We start from the raw sequence: 21754 nt of genomic DNA on the forward strand, positions 1-21754 counted from the left end.
CTTAATTTGTTGGGTGTTTCTAAATTATTGATATTCAGATTATTGTAATCTTGTTTTCAAACGTGCGAAGAATGCGTTCCATTCTTCGCAAAAACGCCGTGCAATTGTGCGAAGATTGCAAGCCATTCTTCGCAAAAATGTAGGAGATGTGAAATGTGAGGTGGGAGATGGGAAATGTGAAAGGGTTATCCACGTATTGTTTTAAATCCTCCTTTTTAGGTAGAAACTTCGGAAATGGGATATTTTCTGAAAAAGATTATTGCCGAATCTCGTCTTCAAAACTGGAAGGTGGGGTTGTGAGAAACACAGTAGAAGAATTAGGGGTTGTTTTGAATTGGTTTTATTTTCAATGTTTTATGTTTTTGTTTTGTTGAAAATGCGGTTTTAATGCGTTAGATTGGTAGATTTTTCTTCGGGTATGAAGCGTCGGGTTTAAAATCATTCGGTTTAGGTATTGCGGGAAAAATAAATCCTTTATACTTTTGCACCACACTAAAAGATGCGAAAAACTTGAAATGCACAGAAGCATAATTCGACAAATTGCCGTATTGGTAATACTGTTTTCGTGGGTGGTGGTGCCAAGGTGTCTTGCACAGACTGCAAAGAAGGTTTATGGCAATGTTTGTTCTTCGGACGGATTGCCTATGGAGAAGGTGTGCATACAGGTTACGGATAGCCGAATGGTGGTTCAGAAGACGCTCTTCACGGATGAAAAAGGCAAGTTCGAGACGGCATTGACGGCATCGGCATATCAGATAGTGGCGAAGAAGGAGGGCTACAAGACGGCGATTCTGCGCATAAAACCGAATTAGGAGCTATACAGCTTTGTGCTCAATGCTTTGTCGGAAAACCTCGACGAGGTGGTGGTTACAGGTTATGTGAACAGAAATAAGGAGAGCTACACGGGTTCGTCGTTCGTAATTGGCAAGGAAGTATTCCAACAGCAGGTAAACAGCAGTCTGCTGGAACTTATCAGGAACAATACGCCCGGTTTCGAGGTGGTGCAGAACATTGATGCAGGTTCCGACCCTAACCACGTTCCCGATATGATATTGCGCGGCCGGAGCAGCTTTGTTGAGAACGACAACACCAATCTTCCCCTCTTCATTCTCGACGGGGTGGAGGTGGATGTGAAGACGGTTTTCAATCTTCTGCCCTCCACCATCGAGCGTGTCTCCGTACTGAAGGACGCTGCCGCAACGGCATATTACGGTTCGAAGGCTGCCAACGGCGTGGTGGTGATAACATCCCTGCCCACCAGCGCAGGCCGTTTGCAGATAGATTACGACGGTCGTTTTCAGGTTTCGATTGCCGATTTGTCGAGCTACCATCTGCTGAACGCAGCCGAAAAACTTGAATATGAACGCTTGGCGGGCATCTACGGCAGCTTTAAAGGCACGAGCAAGACAGACATTGAACGCCAAAAGGTGTACTATGAGAAGCTGGACCGCGTGAAGGCGGGCGCGAATACGAACTGGATGAAGATACCTTTGCGCACCGGATTCACGCACACTCACAGCCTTTCGCTCAACGGCGGCACGGAGAAATTCCGTTACAGGCTCACCGGTGGTTGGCAGAATGCAGGGGGAGTGATGCAGAAAAGCAGCAAAGACAACCTTTCCATTCGTGTCAATCTCACCTACGGCGACTGGAGCAAACTCTTCTTCCAGTACACGGCACGTGTGGAAAGCAGCAGTTCCGACGATGTTCCTTATGGCAGTTTCGGCGACTATGCACGGCTCAATCCCTACGACCGACCCTATAACACGGACGGAACGCTGAACGGAGAACTGTCGTTCAACACGCCAAACCCCATCTATGAGAAGAGCCTGAACAGCTACATAAAGCACAGGGGAGCTACCGTGAGCAACAACCTGAAGATGAGATGGAACTTAGGCTACGGACTGCGCTTGGAGAGTTCACTTTCTTATGCGGTGTCCAAAACCGACGACGAGACATTCCATTCGCCCCTTTCGCAGCGTTTCCTCTATACGGAGAAAATCAAGCGGGGTAGTTTCGACGTGCTTCACAGCCGTGCTTCCGACCTCTCTGCCAATCTCTTCCTCGTCTGGAACAAGGGCTTCGGCCGCAGTGGTCAGCATTTCGTGAACCTCACGTTGGGCGGAAACCTCCAGAGCATCGAGGAAGATGCAGACGGATTCAAGGCGGTCGGCGTGCTTTCAGACAAGGTAGACCACGTTTCTATGGCTGCCGCCTTTGCCGACGGCGCATCCCCACTCGGCAACCGTTCGCGTTCGCGCCAGCTCGGCAGCTTCCTCAATGCACAATACATTTATCTGAACAGATACTACGTGGATGCCTCGTTCCGTTACGAAGGCTCTTCCAAGTTCGGAACCTCCCACAAGTATGCCCCATTCGGTGTGGTGGGACTGGGCTGGAACGTTCATAACGAGGAGTTTCTCGGCGGCAGTTGTTTCTCTTTGCTCAAGCTCCGTGCAAGCGTCGGCGTGGTGGGCAACGTCAGTTTCAGCCCCTATCAGGCGCGGCTTGCCTACCGATACGCTTCCGACCTCATCTACAATCAGGAGATTGGAGCTGTGCCCGTGGCACTTGTAAACCCTTATCTGAAGTGGGAAAAGACTACGAAGCGCAATGCCGGCATTGATTTCGGACTGTGGAACGACCGTCTGAGCGGCAGCGTGGAGGTGTATTACAACACGACGAACGACCTTGTGATGACCGTTGCCAAGCCGCTGCACGTGGGATTCAGCAACGGCAAGGAGAATCTGGGGCAGATTCGCAATGCCGGCATTGAGGTTTCGCTGCGCGGAAAACTCATTCAGAGCAGGCATTTTATGCTGAATGCCTACCTCGTGGCCGCTCACAACAGCAACAGGATAGTCAAGATAAGCGAGTATCTGCGAAATCAGAACAAGCGGAACGCCGAACAGGGAGGCCGTCTTCCTGTGCCTCTCTATGCCGAGGGAGAGTCGCTTACGGCCCTGAAGGTAATGAAATCTGCCGGCATCAACCCTGCCAACGGCAAGGAAATATTCATCAAGAGGAACGGAGAACAGACCTATGAGTACGATTACAACGAACGGCAGACCGTTGGCGACCTGACACCCACGGTGCAGGGAAGCGGCGGATTCTCGGCTTCGTGGAAGTCTCTCACGCTCTCCGTGGCACTTTCGTACCGTATGGGAGCCACCGTCTACAACGGAACATTGGCGCAGAAGGTGGAGGGAGCAAGTCCGTTGCAGAACGCCGACCGACGGGTGTTCTACAACCGTTGGCAAAGTCCGGGCAACGTATCGCTCTACAAGGGCATTGCCGTGCAGGAAGCCACTCCTCCGACGTCGCGGTTCGCCGGAAAAGAGTATGCGCTGGAGGGCACTTCGCTGATGCTTGCCTACGAACTGCCCCCGATGCTGTGCCGAAGACTGTATGTGCAGTCGGCGAGAGTGTCGCTCTCCACAGGCAATTTCTTCCATCTTTCCACCATAGACAGGGAACGAGGGCTTGCCTATCCCTTTGCAAACGTCTACGAACTGGGGATAAACATCAGACTATAAGTAAGATATGACACACCGAATATACAGCATTCTCATAGCCATCCTCGCAAGCACGGTCTTCGCGGGATGCGGCTTTGTGGATATAGACACGCCCGGAATGGTGAACGATGAGCGGATGTACGAGGACGAACAGGGCTTCAGGGATGCGCTCACGGGCATCTATGCCACGATGGCGAAGCCGTCTCTGTATGGCAACAGGTTGTCGTTCGGATTCATCGACGAGATAGCGCAGCTCTACTACAACGACAATGAAGCCACGCAAACTCCACTTACGAAAACCTACGACCTGCAATACCGGGACGTGGACGTGAGAAAGCAGATAGACCAGATATGGGAACGCGCCTTCTTCGCCGTGTACAGCATCAACAGTATGCTGAAACATATCGACACGGAATCCTTTCCCAATGCCCGCTACTACAAGGCCGAGGGACTTGCGCTCCGAGCAATGCTGCACTTCGATATGCTGAGGCTCTTCGGGCGCAATGCCAATGAGACGTCTTCGTTGGCGATTCCCTACGTTACCGTGGCGGGCAATCAGCCCACGGAACGGCTCACGGTGGGCGAATGTGCCGAAAGAATCGTCGCCGACCTCGAGGAAGCCGATGCCATTATGCAGAACGCGGCAGACGCCGAAAGATGCAACGACGTGCTCTATATGAACCGTTTCGCCGTGAAGGCACTGCTGGCAAGAGTCTGTAACTGGATGGGCGAGAAGGAAAAGGCTGCCGCGTATGCGCAATCGGTCATCGACGGCAAGTACAAGCTCGCCGAAGAGGAGGAAGTGCTCCAGTTGTTTATGGGTTACAGCGCAAAGACCGAGTGCATCTGGGCACTGAACACGACGAAAGCCATCTTCGACGTGAAGCAGCTTTTCTATCCGGCGCGCAGCACTTCAAGCTGCAATATGGTGCGAAACAATTACAGAGAGATCTTCAAAACCTCCACCTTCACGGCCGTCAACAACGATTACCGCTTTCAGGCCTACTTCACGCAGACGGACTGGGGGCGTCCGATAACGGCCTTTACCAAGCTCTACGACAAGCATTTCGACGAAAAGCAGCAATGGGAAAAGGACCGTGTGCCGGGCATCAATATGATAAGGTTGCCCGAAATGTACTATATCCTCGCCGAATGCCTCTATGAGAAGAATCCACAGGGAAGTCTCGACGCCCTGAACACCGTGATTACGGCGCGCGGGCTTCAGCCTCTGAAACTCACGGACATAAGCACCGGGGAGGCTTTCAGGCGTTGCCTGATGGACGAAATCACGAAGGAATATTGGGGCGAGGGCCAGATATTCTTTGCCCACAAGCATTTGCAGCTCCCTATGAACGGGCTGAACGGAAAGTATTTCGCCGTCAGCGACGAAACGTTCGTGCTGCCCTTGCCCGACAGCGAAATTAAAGATTAAGGACGAAATGGAAACAAAGATGAAACACAGACCCCTCTTTTCGGTGCTCTCCCTGCTCGTCTGCATCGGATTCACAGCCTGCAATCAGGCCGACAGCTTCGAGTATGAGGGCGAGACAGGCATCTGTTTCGATGCAAAGACGTATCAGATGCGGTGCGGCAGTCTGCCGTATTCCGTGGAAGAACCCACGTTCGCCCTGCCCCTGTCGCTCATCGGGCACGGAAGCGGCACCGACCGGGGCTATACCCTGAGCGTCGTGGATTCGCTTACCACGGCAAAGGAGGGCACGCACTATGCCCCTTTCGCTGCCGAACGCACGCTGAAAGCCGGACAGTTCAGGGACACCCTGTGGATAAAGATACTGAGAAAGAATCTCGACGACGGGCAGACGTACCGGCTCACGCTGAGAATCAGCCCACAGTCGCAGCTCAAGGCAGCCCTTCCCGCCCAGAGTGTGGTGAGCATTCAGTTCGACAACAGGCTGGATATGCCCACGTGGTGGCCTGCGGTGGCCTATTGGTTGGGCGAGTACAACATACGCAAGTATCAGAAGTTCATAGAGCTGAACGGCAGTCCTGTAACGGCCGAACAGATGGAAGAGAGAAAATACGAATATCTGCGCATCTTCCGAAAAGTGAAGGAATACTTCGAGGCACATCCCGAGGAGGGAGTTGTCTTCCCGAACGTGCATTGGGAGGTATAGCCCGTGCATCGGATGCGATGAATTTGCCAACTGCTGAAAAATGATATAAAACTCAAATGATATGTGTTTCATAAGTGATTGATAATCAGGTTTTAAAACCTTGCGTTTCAAACGTGCGAAGATTGCACTCCATTCTTCGCACGTTTACATCGCATTCTTGCGAAGAATGGAATGCAATCTTCGGTTACTTGCAATTCGCATTTCTGTCAGCCTGAAAATGAGCATTGAGAGACTGAATCTGAACGATGCAGTTGAGTGGGGGAAATCAGGGAAGAAAGTGCGGTGAAGCAAGCAGCGGCAGATGGGATTTATTCACTTGATAAAGAAAACGACAGGAATTTTAGACAAGATAATTAAAACTATAAACTAATGAAAATTCAAAAACTGGGGCACTTGTGCCTGCTTTTATTCTGCTGCCTGATGGCAGCCTGTTCCGACAGCAACGACGAACCGACAAAGAAGGGAGAAGAACCGAAACCGTTGTCCAAGGAGATTAAGATAACCGGAATTGAGGAAGCGTACAGCGTAAAACTGGGAAACAAGCTGATGATTGCGCCGAAGATTGAGAATCCTTCCAATCTGAAGCTCACCTATGAGTGGGGAATCAATTACAGCAAGGTGGGCGATGCGGCATCGCTCAACTATGAATGCACCACACCCGGCAAGTATTCGGGCTACGTGAAGGTGCAGACGGAAGAGGGAACGGCGCAGATAAAAGAGTTTCTGCTCTACGTCTACTCGGACTACGACCAAGGACTGCTGCTCTATACCGAGACCGACGGACAGGCACGACTGGGCTACAAGTCGCTCAACGAGCTTGAGATACCTGCCGTGGCCGATGTTTTCGCCGAGAACAATCCCGGATTGCAGTTGGGAAAAGAGCCGTTGGCACTTGCGTGGACGGGAGAGGGGAAGACCAACCTCGTAACCTTCGACGACAATGAGGGCACGGAGGTAGTGCTGGCAAGTGGAAACCCACAGAAGGTTTACCTCCTTGACGCAACAACGATGAAAGTGAAGACGGAAGTTGCCTACAACGGCGAGGGCACGTTTGCGCCAAACGTGGCGTATGCACCCTACGGCAGCCAGAACTTCCTGTGGAACAAGGACCATCAGGTGGTTTATTTCGTGGGTGGAGGCCGCGACTATCTTATGACGGCCGAGCATCAGTTCATCGTCGGTAAGCGCAGACACCAGATACCGTCTTACGCCAAGATAGCCGATATGAACTGTACGCTCATTACCAATCCTATGGATATGGTGCGCGTTTACTTCGACACGGCCACCCACCACCTTATATATATAGGAGGCATCCGTGGTATGGTGGAAAGCAAGATTGCGTGCAACGTTTCCCCGATGGCACTTCTTGCCTGCAGCGGACACTATGCCGATGCCAATGCCGACCACCGCTATGAGCCGGGTCAGTTGCTTTTCGTGGGGCACAACGGCGGCAATGTTAGTATCTATCACTTTGCGCCGGCGGCAAACAAGGCCGAGGAAGTGCTCATCAGCGAAACTTCGGCAAGCGGACACATTGCTTCCACCGACGCCCTCGGCGTGAATCCCATCAAGCCGTTCCTCTATTATGGAAACAAGAAAGGCGAGATATTCATCTACAACTACGAGGGCAGGAATTTTTCCGACAAGGCTTACGCAAGTCTCGGCGAGGAATACGATATCAGGAAGATAGTATTCAATCCCTATAATCCCTCGCAGATGTACGTAGCCGCGCAGAATACGAAGGCTGCGGCCAATGAGTCGGCCACGATTTTCGTGCTCGACGTGAGCAGCAACGCCACGGCAAAGGTATTGTACACAGGAAGCAAACTCGGCGGAACCATCCGCAACCTTATCTACAAAGGCAACGGCAAGGAAATGCAGCCGAGAAAGTAATGAGAAATCTATATTCTTAACAACTAAATTTAAAAACATAAACAGATGAGAAAATTTACATTTATCGTAGCCTTGGCACTCGCGCTGAGCGCAAATGCCAATATGGTTCACGGAAGCATTATGTCTGTTGAGCATTTTGCTCCTGCAAACACCCCGACACCGATTCCCTATGGCGTGGTAATCAAGGACGGCGTGATTCTTTCGTGGCCTGCCGAACTGATTCCGAGTGACGGAATCATCGTGCTCGACGAGAACATTAAGGGAATTGGGGCGAAAGCCTTTTCCGAAACCCCGCTGAAGAGCATCATTCTGCCGAAATCTCTGAAGACGATTGAGCCCAATGCGTTCGCCTACTGCAATCTCCTGCAGGGCATCGTGATACCCGAAGGAGTGGAGAAACTGGGCGAAAGCGCATTCTATTAGTGCCACGGAATGCAGACCGTATCTATTCCGAGCACCATAAAGACGATGGCACCGAACGCATTCACTATGTGCGACAAGCTCGAGAAGGTGCTCATAGCGGAAGGATGCACGGTAATCGGCGAGAGCGCATTCTATGGCTGCAATGCCTTGACAGAGATTAAACTGCCTGTTTCGCTGACAACAATCGGCGACAATGCCTTCGCAAAGTGTGGAATGTTGCGTGAGATAGCAGTCCCCGGTGGTGTAAGGGCTGTTCTTGCCACCACGTTTGCCGACTGCTCCTCGCTCGAGAAAGTCCAGTTCACCGGAGGCTTGGAGAGCATTGGGCGTTATGCGTTCAAGAACTGCACATCGCTGAAGACGGTTTCATTGCCCGAAAATCTCACGACGCTCGGCGATCTGGCTTTCCAAGGCTGTGCCGCGCTGGAGAATATTGCGATGCCTAAGACGCTTTCGGAAATCGGAAGCTCTCTGTTTCAGGACTGCATTGCGCTCAAGAGCGTAGTGATTCCCGAGGGAGTGAAGACCATTCACGTGAGCGCGTTCAAGGGTTGCAAGGCTCTTGAGGCGATTACGCTCCCCGAAGGCGTGAAGGAAATAAAGCATTCGGCCTTTCTTAATTGCATTTCCCTTCAGACAATCGAACTGCCTTCTACGCTCGAACAGATTGCGCTGAACGCTTTCACAGGTTGCGGCGCAATAGAGAAGGTGAGCTGCAAGTCGGTAGTTCCTCCATCAGTACACAAGAGCAGCTTCAACAAGACACCAGGAACGAAGAAACTCTTTGTGCCGGCTAAGGCCATTGAAGACTATAAGGAGGCGTGGAAGGATTTCAACTTCGCAGTAATTGAGCCTATCAAGGAGGAAACTCCGGAGAATCCCGGCACGGAAATGCCCAATGAAGGCAATGTAGCTGTCTACGATTTCGATGCCAATCCTTGGAAACTGGCGACCTCGACCGTGGGCGACGATCCTGAAGTTGGGCGCATTCTCGACGGCGAAGTGCTTGAAGTGAACGGCGTGGAACTCACTTTCAAAAAGATAAACAATAAGTATTGGAACCGAATTATGGACGGAACGCTGAAGGCTTACAAGCAAAACACTATGACTTTCACGGCTCCTGCCAAGATGGTAATTACTAAAATAGAGTTTGCCAACAAGCCTTACCACTGCGATCTGAAGGAAGTGAGCCAGACGGGCGGCACTTATGGCTGTGCAAATGAGGAAGCAGACAAGCCATACGTTTGGACAGGACGTGCGAGCGTGGTAACCTTTGGTGCGGAATTGACTTCCATCATCTACAAGATTACCGTAACCGTAGAGAGTGAAGTGGCAAATGCCATTCAGACTATCGGACAAAAGCGTGCCGAGAACGGCAAGGTCTACAATCTTCAGGGCGTTGCAGTCGGCACGGAAAGCACAATTTCAAGCCTTCCTTCGGGCATCTATATCCTCAACGGAAAGAAGTTTGTAAAGTAAGAGTATAATATCAGGTAAGTTTGTTTGGGTGGTTCGATGAGCCATCTGAACAAACTTTTTTATTTTTCAGGCATCAAAATAACGACAAATTGTATAAGAAACTAAAACCATTTATGGGAAGAAACATTGCATTATTCTTCCTCTTTTTCCTTTCTGTATGCACGTTCGGGCAGCAGGTATCCCCCGACGAGGCACGCCAGAGGGCATACAGGTTCCTCAATTCCGGCACTTCCGTCAGTCGCGCACCGGCAAAACGACCTTTGAAACTCGCACTTGCCGAAGCATCTGCCTATTATGTGTTCAACATCGGCGGCGATAACGGATTCGTAATCGTGTCGGGCGAGGAGAGAACGGAGGACATTCTGGGCTACACCACCTCGGGAACGTTCGACAAAACGAATACTCCCGACAACCTGAAATGGTGGCTTGAGTGCTATGAAGAGCAGATAAGACAAATTCAGCGTACCTCTTCGGCCCATCAGTCCACGCCCTCTGCGGCACCGGGAGAAAGGATTGAACCGCTCGTAAAGACAGAATGGGACCAAGGGCATCCCTATAATATAAGGTGTCCGAGGGTAAAAAACGCATCAACCTACACCGGATGCGTGGCAACGGCGATGGCACAGTTGCTGAACTACCACCGATGGCCCAGCGGGCAGACCTCGATTATCCCCCGATACACCACTTCCAAGCACAGAATAACGATGGAGGAACTGCCCGAAACATCGTTCAACTGGCAGCTTATGAAGCAGCAATACAAGGAGGGAGAAACGGGAAAGAGTGCCGAAGAGGTGGCTAAGCTGATGCTGTATTGCGGTCAGGCCGTGCAGATGGACTATGGCATTGACGGTTCGGGGGCATACGTTGTTGAAGAAGCCTTTGTAAGATACTTCGGATTCGGCGCGGGCGTGAGCGAGGAACGCCGTGAGGACTATCTGAAAGACGAATGGGAAGCACTCATCTACAACGAACTGAAAGAGCGTCGCCCCGTACTTTTCACGGGAGGAAAGCTGTCAGGCTCGCACGCTTTCGTGTGCGACGGCTATGACGGCAACGGCAAATTCCACATCAACTGGGGATGGGGAGGCAACGGCGACGGCTTCTTCGCACTCTCAATACTGAATCCTTCGGTGAAAGGTGCGGGAGGAATAGAGGGTTCCGATGGCTACACGCTCTCGCAGACTGCCCTCATCGGACTGCAAACCACTCCTTCCGAGCCGAAAGCCATCGAGAGTTTGCTGAAGATAAGAAAGACAGACGTGTATCAGAAAGACTATCCCCGCGACAGAACGGAGGGAAGTTTCAAGGTTCGAGACCTTGGTTGCGAGCTGCTGAATCCGGGAACATTGATGAAGAGTTTCGAGTTTGCGTGGGCATTCTGCAAGGAAGACGGCACGCAGATAAAGACGTTCGGGCAGAAACCGTTCACGAATCTGCGCCCCGACTATATTGTGGCAGCCGAGGCTGATGCCGAAATCGGCAAGGAAATAGCCGAGGGCAAATACAAATTCATCGCCGTATGCCGCGAACAGGGCAAGACGGAATGGAAGCCCTGCATCGATTCCGACCTGTATTACTTCGGTGTTGAGATAACCAAAAACCGACTGAAGCTCACGCCCCACAACGACAACGGCACGGCAATGAAGGTGCATTCGGTAGCGTTCAGCAGTCCGATGTCGGAAAATCTGCCGGTAGAAGTGAAGCTGAATGTAGAAAACCGTGGCAAGACGAAGAATCCGACGGTTTACCTTTTCGTCGATTTCTGGCTCTATACTGCCGTTGCAAGCAATGTAGACCCCAATACAACGGGAGAAGTGGTAATGCACTTTACGCCCTCTTCGAGTGGCACTCACAGCATAAAGATCTGTCAGGACGAAAAGGGAAAGGTGGTGCTGCATCAGGAAAATATTGTGGTTGGCGAGGGAAATGCTGCCAACCTGATGGTAAAGCCCAAGGTAACCAACGCCGATGAGGCCACGAAAAAGCTCAGCGGCAACACCTTCAAGTGCCACGCAAGCATAGCCAACCTTACCCGTAAGGACTACAAGGACGACTTCTCCTGCATTCTCTACAAGCGGGTGGGCGACTACGGCGTGCCGGTGGACAAGAAAACGGTGCAGTTGGAACTCTCTGCAAGCAAGGCAGTAGGGCTCGACTTTGAATTTTTCGACCTTGAACCGGGCGAGGAATACTTTGCCGGTTTCACTTATATGTCGCGAAATCTGGAAACCGAAGCCGATGTTTCCGACATCTATCAGGTTCCGACGACTGATGGCATAACAGCAATAACCGGTAATGATGCCGATGTGTCCGTTGCCGTTTACAGTCTTCAGGGCGTGCTGCTCGATAGCGTGAAGCGCACTTCCGTTTCCCAATATCTGCGTTCGCTGCCCCGCGGCATTTATATTGTCGATGGCAAGAAAGTCATCAACCCTTGAAACTGACCAGTAAGCAAGTCCACGAAAAACAAATGAACAGGAGAGGGATGCCACTGCTTCTTTCTCCTGTTTCTTTTTCCCTATCGTTCTTGAATGTGTTGTAAGTTATTGATAATCAACTGTCAAAAACTCTGTTTCCATTCTTGCGAAGAACGCATTCCATTCTTCGCAAAAACATCGTGCAATCTTCGCAAGATTGCACGGCGTTCTTCGCACAAATGGAAAAGAAGGAGATGGGAAATGGGGAACGGGAGATGGGAAATGTGAGATGGAAAATGGGAGATGGGAAATGGAAAATGGGAAATGTGCCCCCCCTTTGTTATTCGAGCTGTTGTCTTAACTCCTTTTAACTCCTTTGACTCCTTTGACTCCTTTAACTCTCTTAACTCCCTTAACTCCCTTTGACTCCTTTAACTCCTAAAAATTTAACTCCTGAAAAAGGAAAATGTGAAATGTAAAATGTGAAAACCCTTGCAGTTCGAGCTATTTTTTCTTACCTTTGCAGCCATAAAGAATTATTAATTAAACATTTAAGCAGAAAGATATGAAAGCATTTGTATTTCCGGGACAGGGATCTCAGTTCGTGGGTATGGGTAAGGACCTCTACGAGAACAACCCATTGGCAAAGGAACTTTTCGATAAGGCAGACGAGATTCTCGGCTTCAAGATAACTGAAATTATGTTTACAGGCACCGACGAGCAGTTGAAGGAAACCAAGGTTACGCAGCCGGCGGTATTCCTTCACAGCGTGATTTCGGCTCTCTGCCTCGGCGACGATTTCAAGCCTGCAATGGTGGCAGGCCACTCATTGGGCGAGTTCTCGGCTCTGGTGTGTGCCGGTGCGCTGACTTTCGAGGACGGACTGAAGCTGGTGGCTGCACGTGCGAATGCAATGCAGAAGGCTTGCGAGCAGAATCCGGGTACGATGGCTGCCATCATCGGTTTGGCAGACGAGAAGGTAGTGGAGATTTGCGCTCAGGTGGCAGACGGCGGCAAGGTTGTCGTGGCTGCAAACTTCAACTGTCCGGGTCAGTTGGTCATCTCCGGTTCGACGGAGGGAATCAATGAGGCTTGCGAACTCATCAAGGCAGCAGGTGCAAAGCGCGCATTGCCGCTGAAGGTGGGCGGTGCTTTCCATTCTCCGCTGATGCAGCCGGCCAAGGACGAACTTCAGGCAGCGATAGAGGCTACCACGGTAAACGCCCCGAAGTGTCCTGTCTATCAGAATGTGGACGCAAAGCCGCATACCGATGCAGCCGAAATCAAGGAAAACCTCATCGCTCAGCTTACGTCAAGCGTTCGCTGGACGGAGAGTGTTCAGAATATGATTGCCGACGGTGCTGCGGAATTTGTTGAATGTGGACCGGGCACTGCATTGCAGGGAATGATCGGACGTATCGACAAGGGCGTGAATGCGCACGGCGTATAAGGGATATTAGACAGTTTACGAGTGAACAAGTAGACGAGTCTCCTTGTCCACTCGTCCCCCTTGTTCTCTTGTTTCCTGCTAAACTCGTCCTCTTTAAAATACAAAACCTCCTGAATGAAACTGATTATCTACCAAGTCTTCACCCGAACTTTCGGCAACAAGAACCTTACCCGCAAGGTAAACGGCACGCTGAAGGAAAACGGAGTGGGGAAGATGAATGACTTCGACACCAAGACCTTGAAGCAGATTAAGGCACTTGGTGCGAACTGTATATGGTACACGGGCGTTATCCGACACGCCACAACCACCGATTATTCGGCTTTTGGCATTCCCTGTCAGACGCCGCGGGTGGTTAAGGGTAGGGCTGGTTCGCCTTATGCCATTACCGATTACTACGACATCGACCCCGATATAGCCGAGGATGTGCCCAACAGAATGGGCGAGTTTGAGGCATTGATACGGCGCACGCACGAGAATGGAATGAAGGTGATAATGGACTTCGTTCCCAATCACGTGGCACGCGAATACAAAAGCATAGCAAAGCCCGAAGGCGTGCGCGACCTTGGCGAGGACGACGACACGGCGAAACACTTCGATGCTGCCAACAACTTTTACTATTGTCCGAACGAACGGCTCGATCTGTCGAACGTTTCATTGCCGGAAGATGCGGAATCGCCTGATTACGACGAGTTTCCCGCAAAGTGTACGGGCAACGACCGTTTCGATTCCCACCCACAGCAGAACGACTGGTATGAGACTGTGAAGCTGAACTACGGCGTGGATTACTGCGATTTCGGAGGACGGAGCCATCACTTCGACCCTATTCCTTCCACGTGGCTGAAGATGACCGACATTCTCATCTACTGGGCGGCGAAAGGCATCGACGGATTCCGGTGCGATATGGCAGAGATGGTGCCGCACGAATTTTGGCGATATGCCACCTCGAAACTCAAGGAAATGTATCCCGAACTGATGTTCATCGGCGAGGTTTACGACCCCAATCAATACCGAACTTATGTGGCATCGGGCTTCGACTATCTATATGATAAGGTGGGAATGTACGACTGCGTGCGTGATGTGATGTGTGGTTCCCGTCCGGCGAATGCCATCACGCACGAGTGGCAGGCCACGGACGACATCCGCGACAATATGCTCTACTTCCTTGAGAACCACGACGAGCAGCGCATCGCCTCCGATTTCTTCTGCGGCAGTGCTTTGAAGGGCATCCCCGGAATGATAGTTTCAGCCTTGTTGCAGACCAATCCCGTGATGATCTATGCCGGACAGGAGTTCGGCGAACGGGGAATGGACGCGGAAGGATTCTCGGGCAGAGACGGACGCTCCACTATTTTCGACTATTGGAGCACCGATGCCGTCTTCAAAGGATTCTATGCACGCCGAAATCTAACGAAAGAAGAGTTGCAGATAGAAAATGCCTACAAGAAGATTCTCAATATCTGCAATGCCGAAAAGGCTGCAAGAGAGGGGCTTACGTTCGATTTGATGTATGCAAATGGCGATGGTACGCACTTCAATCCCCACAGGCAGTTTGCATTCTTGCGCAAGGCCGACGACGAGGTGCTACTGATTGTGGCAAATTTCGATGAGAATGAGACACGCGTGGACGTAAGGATTCCGGTTCACGCCTACGATTTTCTGCAACTTCCGGAGGGAGAAGTGGAGATGACCGACCTGCTTTCGGGCGACAAACTCGTTGCCGTGCTTCACAGAGACGGCACGGTAAGCGTGCAGACGGACGGTCTGAACGGACGAATCTATAAATTCAGTTGTTAAATGGACAGTTCAGAATACATATTGAATGCGCACAACAAGGAGGAATTTCCCCCTGCCCATACTGCCGAACATCTGCTCAACCAGTTGATGTTCCGAATGTTCGGTGCTGAAAGAAGCCGGAATGCGCACATAGAGCGCAAGAAGAGCAAGATGACCTTCACGCTCGACCACAAGCCCGACCGAAAGGAGGAGAAGGCGATTGAGACGGAAATGAACAGACTGATTGAGGAAGACCTGCCCGTAACCTCTGAAATGGTGGACCGCGACCATATTCCCGACGGCGTGAGCCTTGAGAAACTGCCCGAAGGTGCGTCGGAAATGATACAGCTCGTGCGCATCGGCGACTACGACGTGTGCCCCTGCATCGGCAGGCACGTGCGTTCAACGGCACAGATAGGGCGTTTTGAACTCTTGGGAACGAATTGGGACGAGCACGCCAAGTCGTTTCGGGTGAGGTTCAAGGTAATTCCGTAGGCGGGGTATAATGACGTTGATGACGATGATAACGAAAGACAGCATAGAATCGACGCACGCATTTCTGCATCAGAAGTATCGTGTCTACGAATTTTCCAACAGCGAAACGCAGCGCGACGACATAGAGTATGCCATCTCCTCATACGTGGAGATAATGAATCAGGAACTCTATGCGCAGTTGGCGAAGGGGCGGAAAGAGTTTCTGCTCGACCATCTCACTTTTGCCCGCGATATGCAGGAAGCAATAGCAGAACTGGAAAAACAAATGTAGCGAATGGATTTCAACACAACACACGACGACACCCGGAGAGCCGAACTCATACGCACCATAGAGCATTCCGTGGAGCAGTTGTCGCTGCCCGAGCTCGAGGCGTTGTACTACGACTTGGTGGCGAAGGATTATATCAGATGAGGCTTCGCAACTGATGACTGGTTTCTGATTCTGCCCGCCTGTCAATAAAAAAGTGCAAACAGCTTCCCGGTCCGAGTACAAACAAAAATGCTGATTACCTTTGTAGAATTAATATAATTTATTTTAAAAAAACGGCTGTTTTCTGATGGCATTTTGTTATCTTTGCATTGAAAACAATTAAAATAAACGAAGTATGAAAACGATTTACACATTATTATTTATGACTTTTGTGGGCGTACAGACTGGAATGGCACAGCAGGTACACTATCGCACGATGCCCCGTGAAACACTGGAGAAGTTAGAAGCACTAAGAGCCAGCGAATACGATGCCACTCAAGAGCGGATGGGAAATATCAAAAACCGTATGGACGCAGCCTTGAAGGCATACAAAGACCTCAAAAAGCAGTATAAGGAGCAGAAGAAACTGAGCAGTCAGCAAAAGAAAGATCTGAAAGATGCAAGGAAAGCCTTGAAACTTCGCGACAAGCTTAGAAAGATTTCCCAATAGAAATGTCCTCTCCGGCGAGGCATCTTAGAAGCTTTTCCGTTTCATTCATTATCCATAATGCAATGTGTCTGCGGCAATAAATGGTGGCAAAGGTTGCAGTCAAAATGCCATTGAAACAGAAAGGATTATGGTAAGGAAACTTTTGATTTTCATTCCGACAGAGGAAAGTTCAATGTGAACAAACAGGATGAGATTAGAATCCTGTACAAGGTATATGTTTTTTAATAGTCTGAAAATCAGAATATTATATCTGATTTTCATTCTTCGCAAGAATGGAATGCGTTTTTGCGAAGAATGGAAAGTAATTGTGCGAAGAATGCAGTGCGTTCTTCGCAAGATTGAAAAACAGGTAAAAATATTCTGCGCAATCTGCGTGGGTCTTTGTCCTCGCTGATTTGCGAAATCAGGCAGATTTTTGTTTAATTTTCCCGATTATCTATTCGCTTGATCTGTGCAATCTGCGAGACCCATTATTCTTGCAGATTACGCAGATTTGAATGATTCTTGCAATCCGTGTGAGCTTATTTTTACTTTTTCTTCGTCAAATGGCTTTGTTTCGGTGGAATATTGCACCAATTTTTGTAATTTTGTGCTTGTGAATCAAAGATACAGAGAAATATTGGCATTGGCGGTTCCGTCCATTGTCAGCAACATAACCGTGCCGCTGCTCGGACTGGCCGACCTGATGGTGGTGGGGCATATCGGCAACGAGAACTACATCGGAGCAATCGCAGTAGGTTCGATGATTTTCAACATCATCTACTGGGTGCTCGGTTTTCTGCGTATGGGAACCAGTGGTATGACCTCGCAGGCCTACGGAGCCGAAGCGTGGGACGAGGCTTTGCGCATTCTCGTTCGTGCCCTTGTCATCGGTTTGGGTATGGGACTGCTCTTCATCGTTGCGCAGCGGCCCATCGAGTGGGCGATGCTCCGTGCTATGAGCACGCCTGCCTCTTCCGTGTCGCTCGTGCAGTCTTATTTCAGGATTGCGATATGGGGCGCGCCTGCAATGCTCGGACTCTACGGACTTATGGGATGGTTTATCGGTATGCAGAACACGAAAGTGCCGATGCTGACGGCGATTGTGCAGAACATCGTGAACATTGGGGCTTCGCTTTTCTTCGTTTTTGTCTTGGGATGGAGGATAGAAGGCGTGGCAATGGGCACGCTGATAGCCCAGTGGGCAGGCTTTCTTATGGCAGCAGCCGTGCTGTACGGAGGGTTAAGGAGACAGTATTTCTTCGAGGGCAGGGCTGAAATATCGTGGACTCTGCTCCGTTCCACGCTTACTTATCTTGAAGCGTGGAAGAGATTCTTCGTCGTAAACCGTGACATCTTCCTCCGAACGCTGTGCCTCGTGGCCGTGAATCTGTTCTTTACCAGTGCTGGTGGTAGGCAGGGAGCGATGATGTTGGCCGTGAATACGCTGCTGATGACGATGTTCACGCTCTTTTCTTACTTTATGGACGGCTTTGCCTATGCCGGCGAAGCACTGAGCGGGAAACTCTATGGGGCGAACGATGGGCAGGGACTTCGGAAAATGGTACGGAGTTTGTTTGTCATAGGGCTGTGGACGGTGGTTGTCTTCACGCTCGTCTATGCTGTCGGGGGACTGGATTTTCTCCGTCTGCTCACCGATGAGGAGCGTGTGGTGCTGGCATCAAGACCTTATCTGATATGGGGTTGTCTGATTCCTGTTTCCGGCGTTGCGGCATTCATCTTCGACGGCATCTTCATCGGTCTGACCGAAACCAAGGGAATGCTCGTTTCTTCAGCCGTGGCAATGGCGTGTTTCTTTGTCTTCTATTTCCTTGCGTGGCCGTATATGGGCAACAATGCGCTGTGGATAGCCTTCCTGATGTTCCTCGGAATCAGGGGATTATTGCAGTTCGTGTGGTTCAGGAAACGGGGAGATTGGAAGTTATGAGTGGACAAGAGGACGAGTGAACAAGTGGACGAGTGAACGAAGAAATTCGTTTGTCAGCTTGTAAATCCGTTTCCTTGTTTGTTTTTTAATACGATAATTACAATGTGGATAATATTCTTTTTTCTTTTGCCTATATTGGGTAGTGCTTACATTGGTTGGCACGTGTGGCAGATTCTGCCCCTTAGCGTGCTGTGGAAGTGGGTCATCGTCTGTCTGCTGATAGCGTGTCTCATCTGTTTCTTTGCGAACTTCATTCTGGGACTTGACCATTACCCGATGCCCGTCTCCAAGTTTCTGTACGCTTTGGGCAACTCCACCCTCTTCATAGCGTTGTATCTTGCAATGGTGTTCATCGTGCTCGACCTTGGCAGACTGGTTCGGCTTGTGCCCAAATCGTTCCTTCACGACAGCCTTCCGGGCACCGTTTCCATTCTGATATTTATGATGGGAATCTTTACCTACGGCTATTTCAACTACAAGCACAAGGTGCGTGTACCGCTGACGCTGAAGAGCGGGAAACGGCTTACAGCTCCGAAGAGAATCGTTATGCTGAGCGATCTTCATCTGGGCTATCACAACACGGCAGAAGACTTCCACGAATGGGTGGACAAAGTGAATGCCGAGCGGCCCGACCTCGTGCTGATAGCCGGCGACATCATCGACGGAAGTATGCGTGCCATCAACAGTCAGGATATGGCAGACGAGTTCCGGCGGCTGAAAGCACCGATATATGCCTGCTTGGGCAACCACGAATACTACGGAGGAAAGGGCGATGCGTTGAAGTTTTATACTGAAGCAGGGATAAAACTGCTCGTGGACGAGAGCGTGGACGTGCCTCTCGGTGGCGACACGATAACCGTAATCGGACGGGACGACCGGACGAATGCAAGGCGAAAGCCAATAAAGGAACTGATGAACACAACTTCTCGGAAACACTACACCATCGTTCTCGACCATCAACCCTACAATCTCGAGCGTGCAGCACAGGCGGGAGTGGACTTCCAACTCTCGGGACACACGCACTACGGACAGGTTTGGCCCATCAGTTGGATAGAGGATGCCATCTACGAGAATGCTTTCGGCCCTCTCAGAAAGGGCAATACGGAATACTATGTAACGTCGGGTATCGGCATCTGGGGTGCAAAATTCCGTATCGGCACACGTTCGGAGTATGTGGTTGCAGAGTTGAAGTAGGCACAGGAGAGGGGAGTTTACAAGTCGGCGGGAGGACAGGTTTACAAGGAAATACCTGAGTTCGGGATACATCCGAACTTTTAAGTATGTGATTGCGATAGTAATTCAGTCATCTTGTAGTTTTATCTCTCACAGATTCCACAGAATCACAGACGTTTATTTTCGCCACAGAGAAGGCAAAGCCTTCAAGGATGGCACAGATTTTCTTGTGCGAATGAAGTATTGCAGACCTAATATACAATCGTTTCTCATCAAGTATCTGTGCCATCCTTGAAGGCTTTGCCTTCTCAGTGTTCGGGAAAGTAGGCGTAAATCTGTGCATCTGCGAAATCTGTGAGAGAGAACCTTGCCATTTTATCCCGAACTCAGGTAAGGAAATGGTGTTGAATGCTCTGCAAGTAACCGAAGAATGGCAGACAATCTTCGCAAAAACGCACTGCAAACTTGCGAAGAATGGAATGCAATCTTCGCACGTTTGCAAACAGGCTTTTTATCCGTTGATATTCAGGTGTTTACAGAATGCGCAGGGCTTGAAATACGGTACGGAATAGAATAGCCGTCTGACGGTGGACAGTAACAGCGGCAATGCCCTGTCTGGCACCTCTTTTTGTCCCCGGGTCCGGACTAATTCCGAACTCGGTTTTTTAATAGATTTCAAATATTCGTGTAATGTAGGAATGTGATAACAAGAATACCGATATTCGGCTGATAAAGAAACAATACGTTCGTAAAAGAGAAGCATCAGGTTACTTTTCTTCATAAGAAACAGAAATGTGATAAGTTGGACGGATGAAAAAACAATAATAATATTGTGCCGATACCAAAAACTTTTTATTAACTTTGCCACAAAGATGAATATTATGAAAAGAACAAATAGAGTACTATTGATTTATACTGGCGGAACGATAGGTATGGGGTGCAACAAAAAGACCGGTGCGCTCGAGCCTCTTGACTTCAGCCATTTGGTTGATAATGTTCCTGAGTTCAAACACATTGAGACAGAAATAGACACTTACCAGTTCTCTCCCGCCATTGACTCCTCTAATATGTCGCCGAAGATGTGGGCACAGTTGGTGGATATCGTTGCGGAGAGATACGAACTCTACGACGGATTCGTGATACTTCACGGCACGGACACGATGGCCTACACGGCGGCCGCGCTGTCGTTTATGTTCGAGAATCTCACGAAACCGGTTGTTCTCACCGGTTCGCAGCTTCCCATCGGGCAGTTGAGAACCGACGGCAAGGAAAATCTGATGGCGAGTATCGAACTGGCGTCGGCTCATCATCAGGACGGAACGCCCTGCGTGCCCGAAGTGAGCATCTATTTCAACGGACACCTGTTGCGAGGTAACCGTGCCACAAAGCAAAATGCCGAAGAGTTCAACGCCTTTGATTCTTTCAATTATCCTCATCTTTGCGAGGCCGGAGTGAACTTCACGTTCAACGAGCACAGCATTCTGAAGCCCGACTACACGAAACCGATGATCCCCCACAGGGAAATGGACAACAACGTAATCGTGTTCTCCCTCTTCCCCGGCCTTGAGGAAAACATCGTGAAGCATCTTCTGGACGCTCCCGAACTGAGAGGAATCGTGATGCGCTCCTATGGCAGCGGCAACGCGCCGCAGGTGCCTTGGCTGGTGGAGCTGCTGAAGGAGGCTGCCAGCCGCGGCGTGGTGGTGGTAAACGTCAGCCAGTGCATTACCGGACAGGTGGAAATGGGACGCTACGACACCGGCTATCAGCTCAAGGATGCCGACATCGTGAGCGGATACGACACCACCGTTGAGGCTGCCATCGCGAAACTGATGTTCCTTCAGGCTAAGTTCAAGGACGCCGACACGGTAAGGGAATATATGAAGAAGTCCATTGCCGGCGAGATAACCATTCCCGAACAGGGATAAAGGGCATAATCGGCTGACAGGGCTGCCGTATCAGCTGACGGAAAACCGAGAGACAATCGGGCGGGGCTGCAACGGAGCGCACAGGGAATTGCGGCGTTGCAGCCTTGTCTTTCCGTCGGATTCATCCTTTCGTCCCGAGGCATCGGTCCCGAGGCAGTATTTTCGGGATTTCCCGATTGAAGATAGGCAATCAGCCCTTTGGGCATTGCTGCCCCCTATCGCTAAA

17 protein-coding genes are annotated in these 21754 nt (G+C 50.4%); all 17 read left to right on the plus strand.

The window, feature by feature from the left end; translation table 11 throughout:
* Window positions 1–515 precede the first annotated feature (515 nt).
* The 17 genes from P150_RS0104250 to P150_RS0104330 all read left to right on the plus strand — a co-directional run bounded on the left by P150_RS0104250 (window position 516) and on the right by P150_RS0104330 (window position 21528).
* The gene (locus P150_RS0104250; protein WP_028896621.1) at window positions 516–812 is read left to right on the plus strand and encodes a carboxypeptidase-like regulatory domain-containing protein; all 297 of its coding nucleotides are present in this window, start codon (window positions 516–518) and stop codon (window positions 810–812) included.
* Between the two features lie 15 nt (window positions 813–827).
* On the plus strand, window positions 828–3536 hold the full coding sequence (locus P150_RS15895; RefSeq protein ID WP_051617537.1) for a SusC/RagA family TonB-linked outer membrane protein: 2709 nt from the start codon (window positions 828–830) through the stop codon (window positions 3534–3536).
* 7 nt (window positions 3537–3543) lie between these two features.
* Complete coding sequence (locus tag P150_RS0104260) at window positions 3544–4947, plus strand: RagB/SusD family nutrient uptake outer membrane protein (RefSeq protein ID WP_028896622.1); 1404 nt, start codon at window positions 3544–3546, stop codon at window positions 4945–4947.
* Window positions 4948–4966: 19 nt separating this feature from the next.
* Window positions 4967–5650 carry a DUF4843 domain-containing protein gene (locus P150_RS0104265; RefSeq protein WP_028896623.1) on the plus strand — a complete coding sequence of 228 codons (684 nt, stop codon included), beginning with the start codon at window positions 4967–4969 and terminating at the stop codon, window positions 5648–5650.
* 369 nt (window positions 5651–6019) lie between these two features.
* Window positions 6020–7543, plus strand: a complete 1524-nt coding sequence (locus P150_RS0104270; RefSeq protein WP_028896624.1) for a PKD-like domain-containing protein — start codon at window positions 6020–6022, stop codon at window positions 7541–7543.
* A 45-nt stretch (window positions 7544–7588) separates the two neighbouring features.
* Window positions 7589–7966, plus strand: coding sequence for a leucine-rich repeat domain-containing protein (locus P150_RS16815; protein WP_051617540.1), 378 nt, complete (start codon window positions 7589–7591; stop codon window positions 7964–7966).
* 9 nt (window positions 7967–7975) lie between these two features.
* Window positions 7976–9445: a leucine-rich repeat domain-containing protein gene (locus P150_RS16820; protein WP_051617541.1), complete on the plus strand. Its 1470-nt coding sequence runs from the start codon at window positions 7976–7978 to the stop codon at window positions 9443–9445.
* Between the two features lie 113 nt (window positions 9446–9558).
* Complete coding sequence (locus P150_RS16825; protein ID WP_051617542.1) at window positions 9559–11883, plus strand: thiol protease/hemagglutinin PrtT; 2325 nt, start codon at window positions 9559–9561, stop codon at window positions 11881–11883.
* A 544-nt stretch (window positions 11884–12427) separates the two neighbouring features.
* Window positions 12428–13312 carry an ACP S-malonyltransferase gene (fabD, locus tag P150_RS0104285; protein WP_028896625.1) on the plus strand — a complete coding sequence of 295 codons (885 nt, stop codon included), beginning with the start codon at window positions 12428–12430 and terminating at the stop codon, window positions 13310–13312.
* Window positions 13313–13426: 114 nt separating this feature from the next.
* Window positions 13427–15106, plus strand: coding sequence for an alpha-amylase family glycosyl hydrolase (locus P150_RS0104290; RefSeq protein WP_028896626.1), 1680 nt, complete (start codon window positions 13427–13429; stop codon window positions 15104–15106).
* Window positions 15107–15580, plus strand: coding sequence for a hypothetical protein (locus P150_RS0104295; protein WP_028896627.1), 474 nt, complete (start codon window positions 15107–15109; stop codon window positions 15578–15580).
* A gap of 25 nt (window positions 15581–15605) precedes the next feature.
* Window positions 15606–15851 carry a hypothetical protein gene (locus P150_RS0104300; protein ID WP_028896628.1) on the plus strand — a complete coding sequence of 82 codons (246 nt, stop codon included), beginning with the start codon at window positions 15606–15608 and terminating at the stop codon, window positions 15849–15851.
* A 3-nt stretch (window positions 15852–15854) separates the two neighbouring features.
* On the plus strand, window positions 15855–15992 hold the full coding sequence (locus P150_RS17795) for a hypothetical protein (RefSeq protein ID WP_197018046.1): 138 nt from the start codon (window positions 15855–15857) through the stop codon (window positions 15990–15992).
* 193 nt (window positions 15993–16185) lie between these two features.
* Window positions 16186–16500: a hypothetical protein gene (locus tag P150_RS0104310; RefSeq protein WP_028896629.1), complete on the plus strand. Its 315-nt coding sequence runs from the start codon at window positions 16186–16188 to the stop codon at window positions 16498–16500.
* 595 nt (window positions 16501–17095) lie between these two features.
* On the plus strand, window positions 17096–18427 hold the full coding sequence (locus P150_RS0104315; protein ID WP_028896630.1) for an MATE family efflux transporter: 1332 nt from the start codon (window positions 17096–17098) through the stop codon (window positions 18425–18427).
* Window positions 18428–18529: 102 nt separating this feature from the next.
* Window positions 18530–19621 (plus strand): metallophosphoesterase, encoded by a 1092-nt coding sequence (locus P150_RS0104320; protein ID WP_036932044.1) that lies wholly within the window; start codon window positions 18530–18532, stop codon window positions 19619–19621.
* 860 nt (window positions 19622–20481) lie between these two features.
* On the plus strand, window positions 20482–21528 hold the full coding sequence (locus tag P150_RS0104330; RefSeq protein ID WP_028896632.1) for an asparaginase: 1047 nt from the start codon (window positions 20482–20484) through the stop codon (window positions 21526–21528).
* Window positions 21529–21754: the final 226 nt, after the last annotated feature.

This window comes from Prevotella sp. HUN102 (genome assembly GCF_000688375.1).
Taxonomy (GTDB): Bacteria; Bacteroidota; Bacteroidia; order Bacteroidales; family Bacteroidaceae; genus Prevotella.